The sequence below is a fragment of the Delftia sp. DT-2 genome (assembly GCF_028401915.1).
GTDB classification, from domain to species: Bacteria; Pseudomonadota; Gammaproteobacteria; order Burkholderiales; family Burkholderiaceae_C; genus Comamonas; species Comamonas tsuruhatensis.
In genome coordinates, this window is sequence record NZ_JAQOTI010000003.1 from 396,698 (window position 1) to 418,062 (window position 21,365).

Annotated in this window: 19 protein-coding genes; 5 read left to right on the plus strand and 14 right to left on the minus strand. The window is 69.3% G+C overall.

The features are described 5' to 3' along the window. Positions 1 to 60: 60 nt before the first annotated feature. Together PO605_RS06750 and PO605_RS06755 are read right to left on the minus strand one after the other, a co-directional pair. Positions 61 to 903, minus strand: coding sequence for an alpha/beta fold hydrolase (locus PO605_RS06750; protein ID WP_189354077.1), 843 nt, complete (start codon positions 901 to 903; stop codon positions 61 to 63). Between the two features lie 115 nt (positions 904 to 1,018). Continuing rightward, the gene (locus PO605_RS06755; protein ID WP_047474600.1) at positions 1,019 to 1,807 is read right to left on the minus strand and encodes an IclR family transcriptional regulator; all 789 of its coding nucleotides are present in this window, start codon (positions 1,805 to 1,807) and stop codon (positions 1,019 to 1,021) included. Between the two features lie 274 nt (positions 1,808 to 2,081). On the opposite strand from PO605_RS06755, the gene PO605_RS06760 reads away from it, so the two are divergent. From PO605_RS06760 to PO605_RS06775, 4 genes are all read left to right on the plus strand, one after another. Continuing rightward, positions 2,082 to 3,059, plus strand: coding sequence for a tripartite tricarboxylate transporter substrate binding protein (locus PO605_RS06760; protein WP_047474599.1), 978 nt, complete (start codon positions 2,082 to 2,084; stop codon positions 3,057 to 3,059). Positions 3,060 to 3,092: 33 nt separating this feature from the next. After that, positions 3,093 to 3,884 (plus strand): enoyl-CoA hydratase/isomerase family protein, encoded by a 792-nt coding sequence (locus PO605_RS06765; protein ID WP_047474596.1) that lies wholly within the window; start codon positions 3,093 to 3,095, stop codon positions 3,882 to 3,884. Positions 3,885 to 3,888: 4 nt separating this feature from the next. Next, a complete protein-coding gene (locus PO605_RS06770; protein WP_047474594.1) occupies positions 3,889 to 5,991 on the plus strand; it encodes an acetate--CoA ligase family protein in 2,103 nt (700 codons plus the stop codon). Positions 5,992 to 6,064: 73 nt separating this feature from the next. After that, positions 6,065 to 7,402 carry an MmgE/PrpD family protein gene (locus PO605_RS06775; protein ID WP_047474592.1) on the plus strand — a complete coding sequence of 446 codons (1,338 nt, stop codon included), beginning with the start codon at positions 6,065 to 6,067 and terminating at the stop codon, positions 7,400 to 7,402. Positions 7,403 to 7,425: 23 nt separating this feature from the next. Here the strand turns inward: PO605_RS06775 and ssuD are convergent, their stop codons facing one another. The 12 genes from ssuD to PO605_RS06835 form a co-directional block, all read right to left on the minus strand. Then, complete coding sequence (ssuD, locus tag PO605_RS06780; RefSeq protein ID WP_016453780.1) at positions 7,426 to 8,580, minus strand: FMNH2-dependent alkanesulfonate monooxygenase; 1,155 nt, start codon at positions 8,578 to 8,580, stop codon at positions 7,426 to 7,428. Then, on the minus strand, positions 8,577 to 9,725 hold the full coding sequence (locus PO605_RS06785) for a sigma 54-interacting transcriptional regulator (RefSeq protein ID WP_047470783.1): 1,149 nt from the start codon (positions 9,723 to 9,725) through the stop codon (positions 8,577 to 8,579). The genes ssuD and PO605_RS06785 overlap by 4 nt, the downstream gene beginning before the upstream one ends. A gap of 9 nt (positions 9,726 to 9,734) precedes the next feature. Next, a complete protein-coding gene (locus tag PO605_RS06790) occupies positions 9,735 to 10,916 on the minus strand; it encodes an acyl-CoA dehydrogenase family protein (RefSeq protein WP_272206193.1) in 1,182 nt (393 codons plus the stop codon). Beyond that, complete coding sequence (gene msuE / locus PO605_RS06795) at positions 10,913 to 11,536, minus strand: FMN reductase (RefSeq protein WP_016450173.1); 624 nt, start codon at positions 11,534 to 11,536, stop codon at positions 10,913 to 10,915. Before msuE ends, PO605_RS06790 begins: the two co-directional genes overlap by 4 nt. Before the next feature lie 271 nt (positions 11,537 to 11,807). After that, a complete protein-coding gene (locus PO605_RS06800) occupies positions 11,808 to 13,172 on the minus strand; it encodes an LLM class flavin-dependent oxidoreductase (RefSeq protein ID WP_126312507.1) in 1,365 nt (454 codons plus the stop codon). Between the two features lie 25 nt (positions 13,173 to 13,197). Further along, positions 13,198 to 14,022, minus strand: coding sequence for a MetQ/NlpA family ABC transporter substrate-binding protein (locus tag PO605_RS06805; protein ID WP_082001657.1), 825 nt, complete (start codon positions 14,020 to 14,022; stop codon positions 13,198 to 13,200). A 25-nt stretch (positions 14,023 to 14,047) separates the two neighbouring features. After that, positions 14,048 to 15,325 (minus strand): SfnB family sulfur acquisition oxidoreductase, encoded by a 1,278-nt coding sequence (locus tag PO605_RS06810; RefSeq protein WP_272206194.1) that lies wholly within the window; start codon positions 15,323 to 15,325, stop codon positions 14,048 to 14,050. Positions 15,326 to 15,330: 5 nt separating this feature from the next. Next, on the minus strand, positions 15,331 to 16,623 hold the full coding sequence (locus tag PO605_RS06815; protein ID WP_047472697.1) for an SfnB family sulfur acquisition oxidoreductase: 1,293 nt from the start codon (positions 16,621 to 16,623) through the stop codon (positions 15,331 to 15,333). Positions 16,624 to 16,706: 83 nt separating this feature from the next. After that, a complete protein-coding gene (locus tag PO605_RS06820) occupies positions 16,707 to 17,369 on the minus strand; it encodes a methionine ABC transporter permease (protein ID WP_012203707.1) in 663 nt (220 codons plus the stop codon). After that, on the minus strand, positions 17,341 to 18,534 hold the full coding sequence (locus PO605_RS06825) for a methionine ABC transporter ATP-binding protein (protein ID WP_047472696.1): 1,194 nt from the start codon (positions 18,532 to 18,534) through the stop codon (positions 17,341 to 17,343). Before PO605_RS06825 ends, PO605_RS06820 begins: the two co-directional genes overlap by 29 nt. 23 nt (positions 18,535 to 18,557) lie before the next feature. Beyond that, complete coding sequence (locus PO605_RS06830; protein WP_016449092.1) at positions 18,558 to 19,364, minus strand: MetQ/NlpA family ABC transporter substrate-binding protein; 807 nt, start codon at positions 19,362 to 19,364, stop codon at positions 18,558 to 18,560. Between the two features lie 47 nt (positions 19,365 to 19,411). Continuing rightward, complete coding sequence (locus PO605_RS06835; RefSeq protein ID WP_047472695.1) at positions 19,412 to 20,227, minus strand: MetQ/NlpA family ABC transporter substrate-binding protein; 816 nt, start codon at positions 20,225 to 20,227, stop codon at positions 19,412 to 19,414. Positions 20,228 to 20,589: 362 nt separating this feature from the next. Between PO605_RS06835 and PO605_RS06840 the strand changes: the two genes are divergently transcribed. After that, positions 20,590 to 21,360 (plus strand): SDR family oxidoreductase, encoded by a 771-nt coding sequence (locus PO605_RS06840; protein WP_013803947.1) that lies wholly within the window; start codon positions 20,590 to 20,592, stop codon positions 21,358 to 21,360. Positions 21,361 to 21,365: the final 5 nt, after the last annotated feature.

The window sequence follows — 21,365 nt, forward strand, 5'->3', positions numbered from 1 at the left end:
GCACTGTTTCTGTCCGGCGCATCCCCGAAGGGGGCGGGTGTCTTGCGGGCAAGGGCTGGCCTAGGCGGCGTACACGCGGCGCGTGAATGCCGCAATGGCGTCTGCCATGGCAAGGGGCTGCTCGGGCGCCAGGGCGTGGCCCGCGTCGGCAATCACCTGTTCCGTCACCCGCTCGCCCAGGCAGGACTTCATCACATGGGGGATCACGACCGCGTCATGCTCGGCCCGAAGGTCCAGTATGGGAACGGTCGTTCCTGCGCTGAAGTAGTCATCGACGGGCGTGACGCGCCGTGCATGGCCTTGCGCTTCATGGGCCTGGGCGTTCCACCCGTCCAGCCAGGCGCTGGGGTCATGTCCCGGGGCAAAGAAGGCGCGGCGCAGGCAGTCCAGGCGCTGCTCCCTGGACAGCCGTGCATCGCCCGCGCCGTCGATTGCGTCCCGCAGGCGGCCATACGGCATTTCGTCCGATCCCGGCGGCAGCTTGCCTGCCGAGGCGGCGGCCATGACGACGCCGCGCACCAGGTCCGGCCTGTCGGCCGCCAGCATGCGCGCCGGCTGGCTGCCCCAGGCATGACCCACGACCACGACAGGGCCGGTGGCTTCGTGGTCGATGACGGCCGCGACGTCGGCTGCGAAGTCATGCAGCGTCAGCCCCTGCATGGGGCCACGGCTTTGGCCTATGCCCCGAGGCTCGGGGCGCAGTACCCGCAGCCCTTGCGCCTGCAGATGGCGGGCAACGACGTCGTAGTCCCGGCCGGAACGGGCCAGCGATGGCAGCATGCAGACGACCGGCCCTGCGCCCTGGTCCGCATACTCGATTTGAATCTCGTCCTTCGCAGCCTGCGGGCGGTAGCGCACGAGCCGGCGAGTGACGCCGGTTGTCTCCAGATGGGTGTTTGTCATGCCGCCAGTCTGGGTTTCGGGCGCCATTGCGATAAGGCAATGCAGCCTATATCAGCTATGTTTTTTCCCTATGCAAAGCGGGCCGCCCGCAGGTGCGCGGAACGGCGGCCAAACCTCACCGTTTCTCCAGCAGGCTCTGAATCTGGCGGCCCAGCTGCAGCAACGCCGGGTTCAGCTCCTGCACGATGGCTGGCACAGGCTCCGTCGTGGACACGCTGCAGTTCAGGACATAGATGGCATCGGGTGTCACCAGTGGCGTGGCCAGTGCAACCACTTCCGGCTGCCACGATGCAGCGCAGAAGCCTTGGCTTTTCACGGACCTGATGGCCGCCTGGATCTGTTTTTCCAGGTCGCGCCATTGGGCGCCTCTCTTGAGCCTGAAGCTGTCGAACAGTGCCTTGCGCCTGGCAGGCGGCGCCACGGCAAGGTAGGCACGGCCCAGCGACGTCAGCTCCATGGGCACGCGCTGACCCGACACCACATGCCTGAGCACAATCCGGCGGTTGTAGCGGATCGATTCCAGATAGACCATCTCGTCCCTGTCGGGACAGGCCAGGCCCACGTTGATCCTGCGTGTCTCGGCGAGGGTGCGCATCAGGGGGGCCGCCATCGACAGCACCGTCGATCCGGTACGCATGGCGTGCGCCAGGCTCAGGACAGCGGGAGCCAGGCGAAAGGCGCGGCTTTGGTGTTCGGCCTGCAGCATGCCGCAGCCCACCAGGGTCTGCGTCAGCCGGCTCACGGTGGCCTTGGACAGTCCGGTGCGTTCCACCAGGTCGCCGTTGCCCAGCAGTTCCGACCCGGGCCTGAACGCACGGAGTATTTCGATGCCTCTTTCCAGGGAGCGGTTGCTCGGGGACTGACCGGGCTTGTCATGGAGTATGGGGGATCGCCTGTGGGTCATGTTGCTGCCGCCTGCGGGAGGACCGGTTCATCCTCGGTTGAAAGCCTGGTTCTTGCTGCACAGGCGCGGGCGCCTGATGGCGTGGAGTATTCCACCGAAAGGATGGCAGATGAAAACGCAAGTCCTGGCGCGCTCGCTGTGCGGTTTCATTGGTTGGAACATGGGGGATCACAACTGCGGTGCGTTTCCCTAAGCTTTCACCAATCCGTCGCCAGCGTCATCGCAACGCTTGCGCATGGAACGGACCTCTGCCCATAGAACCAGGAGACACACCATGCTTCGTTTCGCCGCCCGCCGTTGCGCCAGGGCCATTGCGCTCATTGCCGTGCTCGCGACTGCCTGCAACGCAGTCTTTGCAGCCTTCCCGGAAAAGCCCGTGCGCCTCGTCGTGCCCTTCGCGCCCGGTGGCGGAACCGACCTGATCGCACGCACGCTGGGGGCCGAGATGGCCAAGGACCTGGGCCAGCCCGTCATCGTGGACAACAAGCCCGGTGCCGGCACGATCATCGGCACCGACAACGTTGCCAAGAGCGCGCCGGACGGCTACTCCGTGGTCGTGGCTTCCTTCGCGCACGCCGTCAATCCGGCGCTGCAGGCCAAGCTGCCGTACGGGAGCAACAAGGCCTTCGCGCCGGTGATCCTGATCGGCCGCGGCCCCAACGTGCTGGTGGTGCCCGCCGCCAGCCCGTACAAGACGGTGGCGGACGTGATGGCCGCCGCCAAGGCCAGTCCCGACAAGCTGACCTATGCCTCGCAGGGCGCCGGGACGTCGGCGCATCTGGCCGGGGAGCTGTTTGCCAACCTGGCCAAGGTCAGGATCACCCATGTGCCCTACCGTGGCGCAGGCCCGGCACTCACCGATCTGATGGGTGGCCAGGTGGACATGATGTTTGCCACCGCGGCGGCGGTATCCACCTTCATCGACAACGGCAAGCTGCGCGTGCTGGGTGTGACCACGGCCGAGCCGTCTGCGGCCTTCAAGGATGCGCCGCCCATCGCCGTCACCGTCCCGGGCTACCGCGTCGAGAGCTGGTACGGCCTGTACGTGCCGGCCGCCACGCCCGCTGCCGTGATCGAGCGCCTGAACACTGCGGCCCGCAAGGCGGCCCGTTCGCCGGACTTTGTTCGCAAGCTGGAACACGAAGGCCTGGTGGTCAATGCCGGGCCGGCGGCGGAACTGGACATCTATGTGCAGGCCGAGGAAAAGCGCTGGGCCCAGATCGTCAGGCAAAACAACATCCATCCCGATTGATCGCATTGCCCGCGATCGCCTTGAGAGCACGCCATGAACTACGAACTGATCCAACTGAATGTCGCCGATGCGGTGGCGACCGTGACCCTGAACCGCCCCGACAAGCGCAACGCCATGAGCGATGACATGCGCACCGAGTTCATCGATGCCCTGGAGCGCGTGGCGGTGGACAAGGCCATCAAGGCCCTGGTGCTGACGGGCGCGGGCAAGGGCTTTTGCGCAGGCGGGGACATTGCCGGAATGCAAAGGCGCATGAACGCGCCTGCGGGCGAGGTGGGCTTCAACGGCTGGCAGCGCCAGCAGCGCGTGCACCACGTCCAGGCCCTGTTGCACACCATGCCCAAGCCCGTGATCGCCGCCGTCAACGGCGCAGCGTCGGGCCTGGGCGCGGACACGGCGCTGGCCTGTGATTTCGTCATCGCCAGCGAATGGGCCAGCTTCGCGTGGAGCTATGTGCTGCGCGGCATCATCCCCGACGGCGGCGGCATGTACTTCCTGCCGCGCCGCGTGGGCCTGGCCAAGGCCAAGGAGCTGATCTTCACGGGCCGCCAGGTCAAGCTGCCGGAAGCCCTGGCGCTGGGCATCGTGGACCGCCAGGCCAGCGCCGAGACCTTGGTGGCAGACGCCCAGGCCTGGGCGCGCGAGCTGTCCTCGGCTTCTTCCACCGCGCTGGCGTTGACCAAGACCATCCTGAACCAGAGCTTCGAGCTGTCTTCGCACGATGTCTTCGCACAGGGAAGCCAGGCCCAGGGCATCTGCTACACCAGCAGTGAACACCGCGCATCGGTGGAGGCCTTCCTGGCCAAGACGGCCGCCAAGGAGTGATGCCATGAGCGAAGCCATTGCCAAGCTGCTGTCGCCGCGCAGCGTCGCCGTCATAGGCGCCTCTGCCGACCTGAAAAAGACCACGGGCCGCCCGGTGGCCTACCTGCAAAAGCACGGGTTTGCCGGCCGCATTCTTCCCGTCAATCCGCGCGTGGAGCGCATCGGCGATCTGGCCTGCTATCCCGATGTGGCCTCGTTGCCTGAAGTGCCCGATGTGGCGGTGGTGCTGCTGGGCGCCGAGCGTGCGCACCAGGCCGTCAGGGAACTGTCGGCGCTGGGCTGCGCGGCAGCCATCGTGCTGGCCAGCGGCTATACGGAAACGGGCGAGGACGGGGCGCACCGCCAGCGGCAGCTGATCGAGGCGGCCGGCAGCATGCGCCTGCTGGGACCCAACACCATCGGGCTGGTCAACCTGACCGACCGGATCGTGCTGTCGCCTTCTGGGGCGCTGGAGATGGATGAGTTCCCCGCGGGCGGCATTGGCGTCGTCTCGCAAAGCGGCGGCATCCTGGGCTCGCTGCTGTCGCGCGCCGCCGCGCGTGGCATCGGGCTGTCCAAGCTCATTTCCACCAGCAATGAAGTGGATCTGGAACTGGCCGACTTCATAGACCACCTGGCCGATGACCCGGCCACCAAGGTGATCGCGCTGTATGTGGAAACGGTGCGCCATCCCGCCAGGTTCCGTGCCGCCTGCCTGAAGGCCGCGCGTGCCGGCAAGCCCGTGGTGGCCTTCAAGATCGGCCGCTCCGAGGCCGGCGCCAAGGCCGCTGTATCGCACACGGGCGCCATGGCCGGTGCGGATCGCATGTACGACGCGCTGTTCCGCCAGGTCGGCGTGATCCGTGCGCACAGCTTTGCCGACCTGCTGGACGTGCCCGCTGCGCTGGCCACGGGCCGCAGGCTGCGCGGCAGGCGCATCGCCATCCTGACTTCCACCGGCGGTGCGGGCACCCTGGTGTCGGACGATCTGGGCGTGGCCGGATTCGACACGCCTGCGCCGGACGAGGCGACGGCCGATGCACTGCGCGCGCTGCAGACCGGCAGCGAGGCCGTGCTGGACCGCAACCCCATCGACGTGACCCTGGCGGGCCTGCGTCCCGACCTGCTGCGCGGCGCCATCAATGCCCTGCTGGCCAGCCCCAGCTACGACGCGCTGGTGATCATCGTCGGCTCCTCCAGCCTGGCCATGCCCGAGCTGCTGGCCGGCGCCATCCAGGAGTGCCTGCCCCACTCCGACAAGCCGGTGCTGGCCTACGTCAGCCCGCATGCACCGGAAATCGGCGCGCTGCTCACGCAACGCGGCGTGCCGGCCTTCGCTGCGGCGGAAAGCTGCACGGCCGCGCTGGCGGGCATGCTGCGAGTCAACGGCTTCCAGGGTGCGCCTTCCGAGCTGGTCGTCGGCAAGCACACCCTGCAGGAACTGGACCTGCCCGTCGGCTGCCTCGATGAAGCGCAGGCCAAGGCCGTTTTCCGCCGTTTCGGCGTGCCATGCGCGGCCGAGCGCGTGGTGCGCACCGCCGAAGAGGCCGAAGCCGCCGCGCGCGAACTGGGCGGCCGGGTGGTGCTCAAGATCCTTTCGTCCCGGATCACGCACAAGAGCGATGTGGGCGGTGTCGCCGTCGGCCTGACGGCGCAGACCATCGGTGCGCGGCTGGCAGCGATGGTGGCCGACGTGCAGGCCAGGGCGGGTGTGCGTCCGGACCGGTTCCTGGTGCAGCAGATGGTGACCGGTGGCACCGAGCTGATCCTGGGCCTGCACAAGGATGCGCTGGGCACCGCCGTGATGCTGGGCATGGGGGGCGTTGCGGCCGAATTGTTCCAGGACACCACGCTGCGCCTGCTGCCCGACGATGGGACACAACTGGGTGTGCTGAGCCGCTCAGAAGCGCTGGACATGGCCAGGGAGCTCAAGACCTGGCCGCTGCTGGACGGATTTCGCGGCCGCCCCAAGGCGGATGTCGATGCCCTGGCCGATGCCATCGTCGCGTTCTCTGCGATGGCCGCCCAACTGGGCGACCGCGTGATCGAGGCGGAGATCAACCCGGTGTTCGTGCTGCCGCAGGGCCAGGGCGTGTGCGCTGCGGATGGTGTGCTGGTTCTGGCCTGAGGGGCCGGCCACTGCACATTTGTGCCAAAAAAAGTGAGACTGCCCCCGCCAGTGTTCATCCAGGAGACCACGCATGCATGCGACCGAAGTGTTCGGACAATTTGCCTCTCGATACCAACGCACCGAGCTTCCCGACACCGTCATCCACCACGCCAAGCGGGCCGTGATCGACTGGTATGCCTCCCTGTTTCCGGGCCTGGGCTGCGCCCCTCTTGCACAGTTGGAACAGGTGCTTGCCGAGGATCTGGATCGCGGGTCCTGCCGGCTTGGAAACGGCCGCATGGCCACGGCGCGGGCGGCGGCACTTTTCAACGGCTCGGCGGCCCATGCCGCCGAGGTGGACGACAGCTTCCGCGATGCCATGTACCACCCCGGGGCCGCAACCATTGCAGCGGCGTTGGCGGCAAGCCAGCAGGCAGGGGCCAGTGGCCTGTACTTCCTGCGTGCCGTGGTGCTGGGCTATGAGGTCTCCACCCGCATCGGCGTGACCCTGGGCCGGGCCCACTACCGCTTCTGGCACAACACCGGCACCGTGGGTGTCTTCGGGGCAGCGGCAGCCGCAGGGTATGCGCTGCGGCTGGATGCAGGGCCATTCGCCCATGCACTGGCCACGGCGGCCACCTTCTCTGCGGGTCTGCAGCAGGCATTCCGCATGGATTCGATGTCCAAGCCCCTGCATGCCGGGCGCGCAGCGGAGGCCGGCCTGCTGGCTGCGCAACTCGCGCACAGGGGGGTGACGGGATCGCTGGATGTGCTGGAGGGGGAGTCGGGCCTGGGCCGCGCTGTCAGCGACGGACCGGACTGGTCAGGCATCGGGGACACGCTGGGCAGGGACTTCCACATCACCCGGCTCACCTTCAAGAACCATGTCGGCTGCGGCCATACCTTTGCGGCCATCGACGCCGCGCTGGCTCTGCGCAGCCAGCATGCCCTGCGGGCGGACGACATCTGCAGCGTGGCCGTGGCCACCTATGGCCCGGCCCTGGATATCGCCTGCTACACCGATCCCGTGACCGAAAACGAAGCGCGCTTCAGTCTCCGGTTCGTGGTGGCGACGGCCTTGGTCCATGGCAGCGTGCGAATGTCCGCGTACACCCCCGAGCGCCTGGCCGATCCCGCCTTGCGCGCGATGCTCGAGCGCGTCCAGGTCTCGGTGGACCCGCAAATCGATAGGGCCTTCCCGGGAAAGAGATCGGCGCGCCTGGAAATCGTTGCCAGGGATGGACGCCGCCATGTCTGGTTGCAGCCCGATCGCAAGGGCGATCCCGAACTGCCGTTGTCGGATGGGGAGCTGGAGGACAAGTTCATGGAGCTTGCCGCTCCCGTCGCCGGCGCGGGACGTGCCCGGCAGCTGCTGTCAAACATCTGGGGGCTTGAGCGGGCGAGCTGCCTGCGGGGTCTTGCGGTCTGACAAGGCGCAAGCCCGGGGGCGGCTCACGATGCAGACTGCCGGCGCTGGATGCTGCGGATGTCGAAGGCGCCGCCGGTCTGCGCCTGGTCGCTGGTGGTGACGGCCCGCTTGCCGAGCAGGGGGAAGACCAGTTCGGCAAAGCGGATGGACTCCTCCAGGTGCGGGTAGCCCGAAAGCACGAAGCTGTCCGCACCCAGCGCGGCGTACTCGCGCAGGCGCTCGGCCACGGTGGCGGCATCGCCGACCAGGGCCGTGCCCGCGCCGCCGCGCACCAGGCCCACGCCGGCCCAGAGGTTGGGCGCCACCTCCAGCCGGTCGCGCCGCCCGCCGTGCAGCGCGGCCATGCGCGACTGGCCCACGGAGTCCATGCGCGCATAGCCGGCCTGGGCGCGGGCGATGTCCTCGTCGGTGAGCTTGCTGATCAGGCGCTCGGCATCGGCCCAGGCCTCTTCGTTGGTCTCGCGCACGATGACGTGCAGCCGCACGCCCAGGCGGACCTGGCGGCCCTGCTGCGCGGCGCGGCGGCGGATGTCGGCGAACTTTTCGGCCACTGCGGCGGGGGGCTCGCCCCAGGTGAGGTAGGCGTCCACCTGGCGCGCGGCCAGGTCATGGGCGGCGTCCGAGGAGCCGCCGAAGTACAGCGGCGGATGCGGCTTTTGCACCGGGGGAAAGAAGTTGCGGCCCTGCTTGACCTTGAAGTATTTGCCGTCGAAATCCACGGCCTCGCCGGCCAGCAGGCGGCGCCAGATGGTCAGGAATTCATCGGCATAGGCATAGCGTTCGTCGTGGGCCAGGAAGATGCCGTCGGCCTCCAGCTCGGTGGCATCGCCCCCGGGCACCACGTTGAGCAGCAGGCGCCCGCCCAGGGCCTGGTCCAGCGTGGCGGCCTGGCGCGCGCTGGAGACCGGCGCTCCCAGCGAGGTGCGCAGGGCCACCAGCAGCTTGATGCGCTGCGTGACGGGCACCAGGCTGGAGGCAACCACCCAGGGGTCCAGGCAGGAGCTGCCGGTGGGGATCAGCAGGCCGTCGTAGCCCAGCTCCTCGGCCGTGACGGCGATCTGGCGCATGTAGGCGTTGGTGGGGGCGCGGCCGAAGTCGGAGGTGCCGAGGTAGCGCGTGTCGCCCGAGGTGGGCAGGAACCAGAAGATGTCTGGCGATGCGTGGGGGTCTTGGCTCATGGGATCTCCGGGGACGATGGAAAAGACGGTGGCGCGGCCTCGCCCGGCACCTGGCCCAGGCGCTGCAGCCGCGCGCGCACCACGCTGCGGCTGATGCCCAGCTGGCGCGCGGTCTGCACCTGGTTGCCGCGGTTGCGCTGCCAGGCCTTGAGCAGCAGGGCGCCCAGCACGTGCTGCTCCAGGCCTTCGGCATGCACGTCGCACAGGCTGTCCAGCGCTTCACCCAGGGCCAGTTCGGCGGCGGCGGCCTGGGCGCCGTGTTCGGCCTCGCGTGTGGGGACGGGATCGGGCTCGCCCTGGCTGCTGGCGATGTGCAGGTCGCCCGCGCCGATGTGCATGCCCTGGGTCAGCAGCAGGCTGCGGTGGATGACGTTCTCCAGCTCGCGGCTGTTGCCGGGCCAGTCGTGCTCCAGCAGCTTGCGCTGCGCGTCCTGGCTGAGTGCCATGGGCGCGTAGCGCATGCGCTGGCAGTAGCTTGCGATGAAGTGGCGCGCCAGCGGCAGGATGTCGGCCGGGCGCTGGCGCAGCGGCAGCACGTTGAGGGTGACGACATCAAGCAGGTAGTACAGGTCTTCGCGAAAGCGCCGCGCCGCCACCTTGGTGTGCAGCGGCGCGGTGCTGGCCGCGAGCACGCGCACATCGGCCGGCGTGCGCTGGCTGGCGCCGATGCGGGTGACCGCCTTGTCCTGCAGCACGCGCACCAGCTTGCTCTGGATGTGCAGGGGCAGGTCGTCGATCTCGTCCAGCAGCAGGGTGCCGCCGTGGGCGTCCTCGAAGCGGCCGGGCAGGTTGCCGAAGGCACCCGTCAGCGCACCGCTTTCATGGCCGAAGAGCTCGGCGTTGATCAGGGCCTCGGACAGCGCGCCGCAGTTGACGGCGACAAAGGGGCCGTGGCGGCGCGGGCTCAGGCGGTGGATGTGGCGGGCCACCATTTCCTTGTCGGCGCCGCTGTCGCCCAGGATGAGGACGCCGGCCTCGCTGGCGGCCACCTGTCCCATGGTCTTGAGCAGGGCCTGCGAGGCCGGGTCTTGCAGTATCCACGGCGCGGGCGCGGCGCCGTCATCGTGCGCATGCACGGTTGCAGGTACGGGCGCAGGTGTTGCCGAGGACTTGCCGGGCGGCCAGGTGGGCAGACGGGTGTTCATGGCGCGGCGTCACGAATAGAAGCTGGGCTGCGGATGGGTTCCGTTGAGCACCCAGTCGCCCAGCTCCTGCAGCTTGTAGTGCAGCGGGTCGTGCAGCGTCTGCGTGCGCAGGTTGCGCCAGAAGCGGTCAAAGCGCAGCGCCGCGTGCGTGGCGCGCGCGCCCGTGGCCTCGAAGATGCGGCTGGACAGGTCCAGCCCCGAGCGCGTGGTGGCAATCTTGGCGGCCGTCACGGCCACGGCGACTTCGCCGCGCTCGTGGGCGGTCAGCGCCGGGCCTCGGCGCCAGGCGGCGTCAAAGCGCTGCGCGGCCTGCAGGGTCAGCAGGCGCGCGCCTTCCAGCGCGGCCCACAGCTCGCCATACAGCGCCTGGATGTGGGGGTCTGCGCCGGCTGCATCGGCCGGGGACTTGAACCAGGGCCGCGCCTCGTTCAGCGTGTAGCCGCGCGCCTGCTCCAGCGCGCCCTGGGCAATGCCCAGGAACAGATGGGCCAGGATGAGCTGGGCCAGCAGCGGGCGCAGCGCGGCATGCGGCGTGGACAGCGGGCCGGGGTTCAGCAGCAGCTCGGCCTCCTCCACGCGCACGCGCTCGAACAGGGCTGAGCCGCTGTCGGTCTGGCGCTGGCCCATGTTGTCCCAGTCGCGCAGCAAGGTGATGCCCGTGCGCTCGGTGGGCACCACGCCGATCAGCAGCTGGCCGCTGTCGGCATCGATGGCCGAGGCCACCAGCATCTGCGAGTCCAACGCGCCCGAGGTAAAGCTCTTCTTGCCCGAGAACTCCCAGTGGCCGGGCTGGCGCGTGGCCGTGGTGCGGCGGTCCAGAGGGTTCAGCGTATTGCCCCAGAACCAGCGGTGGCGTGCCGTCTGCAGCAGCCAGGGCCGCCACTGGGCGGGCTGGCCGAACAGCTGCACGGTGGCCAGGTGCAGGTGCTGGAAGCCGTAGACATGGGCCAGCGAGCCGTCTGCCGTGGCCAGGATGCGCACCGTCTCCAGCGTCTGCACCCAGTCCGCGCCCAGGCCGCCCAGCGCGCGCGGAATGCTCAGTGCCAGCAGGCCGCTGGCGCGCAGCGCATCGCGCTCGGCCTTGGGCGTGCCGCCTGCGGCATCGCGCAGGGCCGCCGTGGCGGCAAGGCGCTGCGCCAGATCCTGCGCAGTGGCTATCGGGTCCGCAGGGACGGCCTCTGACTGGCTCACGCGGGCTGCCCGGCCAGGGCCAGGTCGGCGGCTTCGGGAACGGGCTGCTGTACCTCGGCCTGGGCCTGCACCAACTGCTGCAGCGCACCCCGCAGCACCGGGGCCGACAGCTGCACGGTCAGCTCGATGCGCTGGCGCAGCGATTCGCTGTGGACCTGGCCGTCCTGGATGTCCTCGGGCGTGGAGTACACGCCAATGGGCAGGGTGAGGGCCGAGAAAAAGCCGAACAGCGGGCGCAGCTGGTGGTCCAGGATGAGGGCGTGGCGCGGGCTGCCGCCGGTGGCGGCCAGCAGCACGGGCGTGCCCTGCAGCGCGTCCAGGTCGATGAGGTCGAACAGGTGCTTGAGCAGGCCCGGCAGGCTGGCGCGGAAGACCGGCGCGCCGACGATCAGGAAGTCGGCCTGCTCGATGGCTTCGATGGCCTGCAGCGTGGCCGGCGGCAGGTCGTTCTTGGACAGGGCCGCGCCCAGATGGGGCTGCAGGTCCAGCAGGTCGATGACCTGTGCCTGCAGCGGCAGCTCCTGGCCCAGGCGGGCATGCAGGGCGTCCAGCAGGACACGGGTGCGGGAGGGGCGGCTCAGGCTGCCATTGACGATGACAGTCTTCAGCGATCGGCTCATGGAAACTCCTTGGCGTGGGTTCCAGGAGGCAGCGCGGCATGCGGTTTGCGAAGACTGCCAGCCCGGATGAGGTGGGATGGATGCCTTCATTACAGGGCCGAACGCCGGTATGGCGAAAGAAACTTAACGCATTTGCTTATCGGTTTGGGTGCCTTGGCAAGTGCTTGTTTCTGAAGGGGATTTTGTGGCGCATGGCATGTGCTAATGCGTTCTGGCGATATGGGCACGGCCGCTGCGCCCGTCCCTGCGCAGCGCGGCCTGCGCGGTGCCTTCAACGCCGCCAGCGCGCGGCGGCGTGGCTGGCGGGCAGGCGGTCGCCCTGGCCGAACAGGCGCTGGCGCAGCGTGGCGTCGTCGCCGTAGCTGGTGCGGTAGCGGCCCCGGTTCTGCAGCTCGGGCACGACCAGGCGGGCGAAGTCTTCCCAGGTCTCGGGCGCGACGATGCGCGTCAGGTTGAAGCCGTCGATCTCGCCCACGTCGATCCAGCGCTCCAGCTCGTCGGCCACCTGGGACGGGTCACCCACGATGGTGGCGTAGCGGCTGCCCAGCGTGAACTGCTCCAGCAGCTTGCGCCGCGTGGTCCAGCCCTGCTTTTGGGCGGCCTGGGCCGCCGACTGGATGGCGTTGGTGTTGCCGAAGGAGATGGGGTCGTCCAGCCCGTACTGCGCAAAGTCCACGCCGGTGCTGGCGGCAAAGTGGGCCAGCCCGCTTTCCGCGCTGGCGTGGGCCAGGTAGTCGGCGTATTTCTCACGGGCCTCGGCCTCGGTGCGGCCGGGCACCACGGCCACGCCGGCGTAGATCTTGATGTCCTCGGGGCGCCGGCCCGCGTCCACGGCGGCCTGGCGCAGCTGGCGAGAGGCCTCGCGCGCGGCCTCGGGCGTGCGCGCGCCGATGAAGATGCCCTCGGCATGCCGGCCTGCAAAGCGCAGCCCGCGCGGCGAGGTGCCGGCCTGGAACAGCACGGGCGTGCGCTGGGGCGAGGGCGCGCTCATGTGGATGGCGTTGGCGCGGTAGAACGGCCCCTCATGCACCACCGGGTGCACCTTGCCGGGCAGGGCGTGGATGCGCCGCGCCTTGTCGGCGATCACGGCACCCTCTTCCCAGCTGCCTTCCCAGAGCTTGTAGGAAAGCTCCAGGAAGTCGTCGGCGCGGTCGTAGCGGCTGTCGTGCTCGGCCAGGCCGTTCTGGCCCAGTCCGCGCGCGCCGCTGTCCACATAGCCGGTGACGATGTTCCAGCCGATGCGGCCGTTGGTCAGCTGGTCCAGCGTGGTCACGTCGCGCGCAAAGGTATAGGGCTGGTGCGCGCCCACGGTGGCCGTGAGGCCGAAGCCGATGTGCCGCGTCACCGCCGCCATGGCCGAGACCAGCAGCCAGGGGTTGTTGACGGGCAGCTGTATGCCTTCGCGCAGGGTCAGGTCCACGCCGCCCTGGTAGACGTCGTAGTAGCCGACCACGTCGGCGATGAAGATGCCGTCGAACAGTCCTTCCTCCAGCACCCTGGCGATGTGGGTCCAGTAGGCCAGCGTGCCGTACTCGGTGGAGCGGTCGCGCGGATGGGTCCACAGGCCGTGGTGTATGTGGCCCACGCAGTTCATGTTGAAGGCGTTGACGTGGATGTGGCGCTTGGCTTGCGTCATGGGGCGGGTCCTGCAGTCCGTTGCGTCAGTTCTTCAACCAGGCCAGGCGGTAGAGCTTCTGGTCGTTCAGGTAGAAGGCGTGGATGGTCTTGCGCACCACGTCGGAGTTTTTGTAGATGTCAAGGAAGCGGGCGATGCGCGGGTCGGCCGCGCGGTCGCTGCGGGCCACGAACTGGATGGCCCAGGAGTCGTCCTCGTAGCTGGTGTAGGCCAGGCCCTTGCTGGCATCGAAGGCCTTGGAGGCGATGATGAAGTACGGAAATCCCTGGGCCAGGTCCACGTCGGGCGTGGTGCGGGCCAGCTGCGGGCCCTCGATCTCCACGAACTGCAGCTTCCTGGGGTTGGAGACGATGTCCGCCTGGGTGCCCAGCAGCCCGGTGTCGGGGCGCAGCGTGATCAGGCCCGCGTGCTGCAGCAGGCGCAGGCCGCGGCCCACGTTGACGGGGTCGCTGGCAATGGCCACCTTGGCGCCCGTGGGCAGGTCGGCCAGGGATTTGTGGCGCGTGGAGTACAGGCCCAGATAGGACAGGATGCCCGCCTGCACGCTGGTGAACTTGAAGCCCTTGCTGCGCGCGGCATGGGCCAGGTAGTTGCTGTTCTGGTAGTAGTTGAGGTCGATATCGCCCGCGTCCAGCGCCACGTTGGGCGTGGCCCAGTCGGTGAATTCCACCACCTGCACGTCCAGGCCCTGCTTCTTGGCCTCCTTGGCGGCGGCTTCCACCGAGTCCGCGAAGATGCCCGGCACCACGCCGATCTTCAGGGGCGCGGCCAGGGCGCTGCCTGCGAGCAGGGCAGCGCCCAGGAAGGCGGCCAGCCGGGGCCAGAGGGTGGGGGAGGTCGTTGTCATCATTGCATTCCTGTGTCGTTGGTAAAGGTCAGAGCGCGCCATGGCGCGGCGGGCGTATGCCGTTGAGCACGTAGTTGCCCACGGCGTGGTATTTCCAGCGCACGGGGTCGTGCAGGGTGTGGGTGCGCGCGTTGCGCCAGAAGCGGTCCAGGCCCTGTCCCGCCAGGGTGGAGGCCGTGCCTGCCAGCTCGAACAGCTTGCTGCCGGCCAGCAGGCTGGCGCTGGTGCTCAGCGCCTTGGCCTGGGCCACGGCCACCGAGGCGGCGGCCACGCTGTCGTCCGTGGGCGCACGCTGGGCGGCGTCCACGGCCAGGGCCGCGCGGGCCACCAGGGCATCGGCGGCGCGCAGGCGCACGTGGACATTGCCCAGTTGCTGCAGCAGCAGCGGGTCCTGCGTGGCGCTGGCCACGCCCGCGTCCACCCAGGGCCGCGCATGCTCGCGGATGAAGGGCAGGGCGGCCTGCAGCGCGCCGTGGCCAATGCCCGCGTCCAGGGCGGCATGGATGATCTGGGCAAAGGGGCCGATGGTGGTGGGCCGCTCGAAGGAACTGGTGAAGGGCACCACCCATTCGGGCTCCACGCGCACGCGGTCGAACTGCACGGAGCCGCTGCCCGTCACGCGCTGGCCGAAGCCATCCCAGTCGTCGGTGACGGTGACGCCGGCCGCATCGCGCGGGATGAAGACCAGATACATGCGCTCGCCTTGCCCCGGCGCCTCTTCCTGCGCGCTGACCAGGGTGGGAATCCAGTGCGCGAACAGGGCGCCCGTGCAATAGAACTTGCGCCCCTGCACGAACCAGCTGCCGCTCTCGCGCAGCAGCCGGGTGCGGCGCTGGAAGTCGCGGTGGCCGATCTCGGCCAGTGCATTGCCCAGGCGCTCGCCGCGCAGCACACAGTCATAGAAGAAGGCCTTTTGCGCGGGCGATCCGCCCACGCGCAGCACTTCCAGCGAGTAGTAGTGGTTCTGCGGAATGTGGCCGAAGTTGCCATCGGCCGCCGCAATCAGGGCAATGGCCCGCGTCAGCGTGGCCGTGGACACGCCCGCGCCGCCGTACTCCTGGGGAATGGTGATGCCCCACAGGCCGCTCTGGCTGAACTGCTCCACCTCCTGCCAGGGCAGCAGGCGGTCGCGGTCGCGTGCCAGTGCGCCGGGGGCGATGAGGGCGGCAAAACTGCGGGCCGCTTCCAGCGCCTCGGCCTCGCTGCCGATGATGTGGGCGGGCCGGGCCGGAGGCGCTGCGGGAGCGGGCTGGCTGCCCGGTGTGGAGGCCAGGGCCTGCAGCTCTTGGGTCGATGTCTGTGTCATGGCCGTCAGTTCCACTGGTGGCGGCGCGGCAGGGCGCCGTTGAGCAGGTAGTTGCCCAGCAGGTGGTATTTCCAGCGCACGGGGTCGTGCAGCGTGTGCACGCGGGCGTTGCGCCAGTGGCGGTCCAGGCGGTGGGCAGCGCGGCTGGCCGAGGAGCCGGCCAGCGCGAACAGGTGCTCGCCGGCCTGCAGCGCGGCCTCGGTGGTGAGGATCTTGGCCTCGGCCACGGCCACCGAGGCCTGGGCGCTGGCCTGCTCGTCCGCCGCGCCACCCGCCGCTGCAGCAAGCGCATCCAGCGTGCGCGCGGCCTCCAGCAGCACGGCATGGGCCGCATCCACCTCGATCTGCAGCTGGCCGACCTCGTGGATGAGGTGGGGATCGTCGCTGGCGCGCGCCACGCCCGAGTCCATCCAGGGCCGGCTCTTGTCGCGCACGAAGTCCACCGCGTCGCGCAGCGCGCCCTGGGCAATGCCCGCGTCGATGGAGGCCTGGATCAGCTGCGACACCGGGCCGGACAGCGAGGGCGTGGCCTCGAACTGCCAGGCAGGCACCACGTCCTCGGGATGTACCTGCACCTGGTCCAGCTGCACGCTGCCGCTGGCCGTGGTGCGCTGGCCGAAGGAATCCCAGTCGTCGAACACGGTCACGCCCGGCGCATCGCGCCGCACCCAGACCTGCACGATGCGGCCCTCCTCGTCCTGGGCACGGAAGGGCACCCAGTGCGCGAAGGCCGAGCCCGTGGAGTAAAAGCGCGTGCCGCTGACGCGCAGGCCGCCTGCCGCATCGCGCGACAGGCGCGCCGTGGCCTCCAGCACATGGGCCGCGCGCCCCTTGCGCTCCGGCCCGGCATTGCCCAGGCGGTGGCCGGCCAGCACGTCGGCGAACCAGCGGCGCTTCTGGGGCTCGCTGCCCATGTCCCGCAGGTTCTGCAGCACGGCGAAATGGTTCTGCGGAATCTGGCCCAGCGAAGGGTCGGCCGCGCACAGCGTGACGAAGACCTGGGCCAGCGTCTCGTAGGAAGCGCCCAGGCCGCCGTAGGCGCGGGGCACGGTGATGGCGCCCAGCCCGCTGGCCGTGTAGCGCTCGATTTCCTGCCAGGGCAGGCGCCGCTCATGGTCGCGGGCGGCTGCGTCCACGCGCCATTCATCGGCCAGGGCCTGGGCGGCCTGCAGGGCCTCGGCCTCGCTGGCGATGCGGTGCGGAGTGGAGGGCGGCAGGGGCAGGCGCCGCAGCGCCCCGCCCGGGGTGTGGTGTGTGTTGCCGGGCAAGGCTGCGCCCAGGGCATCCGGTGTGGTCATTCCGTGCCTCGTTGCTGAGTCGGTGGGGAGAGGGCCGCCAGGCGGCGGCCCCGGAGGGAAAGGCTTGGTGCCTGTTTTCAGCGTCAGCGGCTGCGCAGCCGGCGCACGTAGCGGTCGCCCAGCACCTGGACCACGGTGACCAGCGCGATCAGCACGGCAATCACCAGCAGCATCACCTGGGTGTCGAAGCGCTGGTAGCCGTAGCGGATGGCCAGGTCGCCCAGGCCGCCCGCGCCCACGGCGCCGGCCATGGCCGAGGAGCTGATCAGCGCCACCAGGGTGATGGTGAAGCCGCCCACGATGCCGGGCAGGGCCTCGGGCAGGTAGACGTGGCGCACGATGTCCCACTTGCGGCAGCCCATGGCCTGGGCGGCTTCGATGAGGCCGGGATCGACCTCGCGCAGGCTGACCTCGACGATGCGCGCGAAGAACGGCGTGGCGCTGATGGCCAGCGGCACGATGGCCGCCCACACGCCGATGGTGGTGCCCGTCACCAGCCGCGTGAACGGGATCAGCGCCACCAGCAGCACGATGAAGGGCGTGGCACGGAAGCCGTTGATCACGCTGCCCAGCGCGCGGTGCGTGCGCGGCGAGGCCAGGAAGCCGCCGGGCGCGGTGACGATGAGCAGCACCGCCAGCGGAATGCCCGCCGCCAGCGCGATGCCGCCCGAGACGCCGACCATCATCAGCGTGTCGGCCAGCGCGTTGCCGTAGCGCTCAATGGGAATGGACAGATTCAGCGACATATCCGAGATCCTTGATGTCATGCGCAATGGCCGCCGGGCCCTGCGTCAATGTGTGCCAGTCATGCGCGGCCGTGCCGCCGCCCAGCGCGATCAGCAGCTGCCCCTGGGCATGGCCCTGGATGCGGTCCACGCCGCCATGCAGCAGGCGCACCCGGCCGCCCAGGGCCTGGGCGATGCGCGGGAAGTCGGGCTCCAGCCCGTCCTCGCCGCGGTAGGCCAGCTGCAGGATGCGTTCGTGGCGGCCTGCGGGCGCGGTGCTCAGCAGGCGCTGGCGCAGGTCGTCGGGCAGGCCGTGCTGCAGCGGTGCCAGCAGGGCGCGCGTGGCCGGGTGCTGCGGGTTGCCGAAGACCTTCCAGACTTCGCCCAGCTCGGCGATGCGGCCCTGCTCCAGCACCAGCACGCGGTCGGCGATCTCGCGGATCACGCTCATCTCATGCGTGATCAGGACGATGGTGATGCCCAGCTTGCGGTTGATGGTGCGCAGCAGCTCCAGGATGGACTGCGTGGTCTCGGGGTCCAGGGCCGAGGTGGCCTCGTCGCACAGCAGGATCTCGGGGTCGGTGGCCAGGGCGCGGGCAATACCCACGCGCTGCTTTTGCCCGCCCGACAGCCGGCTCGGATAGGTGTCTGCCTTCTCCTGCAGGCCCACCAGGGCCAGCAGCTCATTGACCCGCGCATTGATGCGTGCGCGCGGAAGGCCCGCCACCTGCAGGGGCAGGGCCACGTTGTCATGCACCGTCTTGGCCGACAGCAGGTTGAAGTGCTGGAAGATCATGCCGATGCGCCGGCGCAGCTGCACCAGCTGCGATTCGTCCAGCGTGCCGATGTCCACGCCGTCGACCCGCACCTGGCCGCTGCTGGGCTGCTCCAGCCGGTTGATGGTGCGCAGCAGGCTGGACTTGCCCGCGCCGCTGCGCCCGATGATGCCGAAGATGCTGCCCGGCGCGATCTCCAGGCTGATCGCGTCCAGCGCCTGTACGGGCCCGGCCGAAGACTGGTAGGTCTTGGCCACGCCGCTGAAGGCCACGGCGCCGGGTCCGCGGATGGATTCCCGCGTGCTGCCGGCCGCTGCCGATGAGCGCCTGCCCGCCTCATGGGCCGGCCTGTCCGCCTCGTGGGCCGGCCTGTCCGCCAGGGGCTGCCTGGCTGCAATGCTGGTTGACATGGCTGAAGTCCTCCCCGTGCCGCTCAGGGCTTGACCCAGGCCAGGTTGTACAGGCGCTTGTCGTTGGAGAAGGCGCGCTGGGCCTCGGCCTTCACCGCATCGGAGTTCTGGTAGATGCGGATGAACTTCTGCACCACGGGGTCCTGCGTGCGGTTGGCCTTGACCACGAACTGGATGGAAAAGCGCGCATCCTCGATGCCCGAATACGCAAGCCCGCTGGACGGATCGAAGGCCTTGGCCGCCACGATGAAGTGCGGGTAGCCCTGGGCAATATCCACGTCGCCCGTGATGCGCACCAGCTGCGGCCCCTCGACCTCGACGAAGCTGAGCTTCTTGGGGTTCTCGACGATGTCGTCCAGGCTGCCCAGGTAGCCCACGCCGGGCTTGAGCTTGATCAGCCCCACCTTCTGCAGCAAGAGCAGGCCGCGCCCCTGGTTCACGGGGTCGTTGGCAATGCCCACCTTGCCGCCCTGCGGCACCTGGGCGATGGCCTTGTGCTTGAGCGAGTACAGGCCCACGTTGGCCAGGATGCCCGTGCCCGCGCTGGCCAGCTTGTAGCCGTTCTTCTGGATGGCGTTGTCCAGGAAGGGCTGGTGCTGGAAGTAGTTGATGTCCAGGTCGCCCGAGTCCACGGCCACGTTGGGCGTGGTCCAGTCGGTGAACTCCACCACCTGCACATCGATGCCCTGGGCCTTGGCCTCCCTGGCGGCCACGGCCACCGAGTCGGCGTAGGCGCCGGGCACCACGCCGATGCGCAGCTTGTCGGCAGCATGGGCGGAGAACAGGGCCAGGGCGGCCAGCGGGGCGATCAGGGCACGGGAAAGCTTCATCGGGATCTCCGGAAAAAAGGGTTCGAAAAAGGCAGGAAGGGGCTGCGTCACGGCTTGCGCCACGGCAGGCTGTACAACCTGCCGTTGGCAGCGAATGACTTGTGGATCTGCGCCTGCACGGCGCCCGAGGTCTGGTAGATGCGCACGAACTGCGCAATGCGCGGGTCCCGGGCGTTGTCCTGGCGCGAGACGAAGCGGATGGCGTAGTACAGGTCGTCAATGCCCGAATACAGCAGCGCATTGCCGGCCACCTGCGGCCGCCCGGCGTTGACGAAGTGGGCCGGGTAGCCCTGGGCCAGGTCCACATCGTCCAGCGCGCGCACCAGCTGCGGCCCCTCGATCTCGACAAAGCGCAGCCTGCGCGGGTTGGACACGATGTCGTCCAGCCCCGCGCGCGGGCCCTTGCCTTCGCGCAGCTGGATCAGGCCGGCCTTCTCCAGCAGCAGCAGGCCGCGCCCCTGGTTGACGGGGTCGTTGGCCACGCCGACGCGCGCTCCCTCCTTCAGGTCGGCAAAGCGCTGGGTCTTGAGCGAGTACAGGCCGATGTTGGGCAGCAGGCCCGTGGCCACGCTGGTGAAGGTATAGCCGCGCTCGCGGATGGCGTTGTCCAGGAAGGCCTGGTGCTGGAAGTAGTTGAGGTCGATGTCGCCGGCCGCCAGCGCCGTGTTGGGCGTGGTCCAGTCGGTGAACTCGATGACCTGCACGTCCAGCCCCTGGGCGCGCGCCTCCTTGGCGGCGACCTCCACGGAGTCGGCCAGCGAGCCGGGCGTGACGCCTATCTTCAGCGCGGCGGCCGCCGCAAGGCCGGGCAGCGCCAGCGTGGCGGCGAGCGACCAGAGCAATGTGTTTCTGCGCGTGGGCAAGGCGTGGTTCCTCCAGCTCGGCCAGGCCCGGCGCCGGCGCCCACATGGCGCCTGCCGGCATGGCCTCTGAAGGCATTGCAACACCCGGCCCCGGCGCGCACCACGACGGAATTCACATTTCCTTATAGCGACGGTAAAGCGCTGCAAGGCCTTGTTTTGCAAGACTTTCCCTGCCGCCTGCGCTTGAGCTTATTGCCGCAAGAGCTATGGATCGCTGCCGGTTGCGCGGCGGTGCAGCAATCGCCGTGGGCGACAGTCCACGCACGGACTGCGCCATCGCCGTGGGGGACAATGCAGCGGCGCCGCCCGCCACCGGTGCGCGGGCGGCGGCTGCAATACATGCACTACAGGATGGACAAGCAATGGAGATGAAGAACGCAAAGACGGCCGTGGTCACGGGCGGAGGAACCGGCGTGGGCAAGGCCGTGGCGCTGGCCCTGGCGGGCGCGGGCTACCAGGTGGTGGTGGCGGGCCGCCGCCAGGCGCCGCTGGATGAGACCTGCGCCGAGGCCCAGGCAAAGTACGGCGCAGGCGAGCGCATGCTGGGCATTGCCACCGATGTCAGCGACCCGGCTGCCGTGGAGCAGCTGTTCGCGCGCACGGTGCAGCGCTTCGGGCGCGTGGACCTGCTGTTCAACAACGCCGGCCGGGGCAATCCGCCCGGCTCCTTCCTGGACTGGACGCCCGAGCAGTGGCGCGAGGTGGTCGATGTCAACCTCAACGGCATGTTCTATTGCCTGCAGCAGGCGTTTCGCACCATGCGCGACCAGTCGCCGCGCGGCGGCCGCATCATCAACAACGGCTCCATCTCCGCGCATGCGCCGCGCCCCAATTCCAGCGCCTACACGGCCACCAAGCATGCCGTCATGGGCCTGACCAAGACGGCTGCGCTGGACGGCCGTGCCTACGACATCGCCGTGGGCCAGATCGACATCGGCAATGCCATGACCGAGCTGGCATCGCGCATGGCCAAGGGCGTGCCCCAGGCCAATGGCGAGATCGCGGTGGAGCCGCTGATCGACGCGGATGTGGTGGGCCAGTCCGTGCTCTACATGGCCAGCCTGCCGCTGGAGGCCAATGTGCTGTTCCACACGGTGATGGCCACCAAGATGCCCTTCGTGGGCCGGGGCTGAAACGG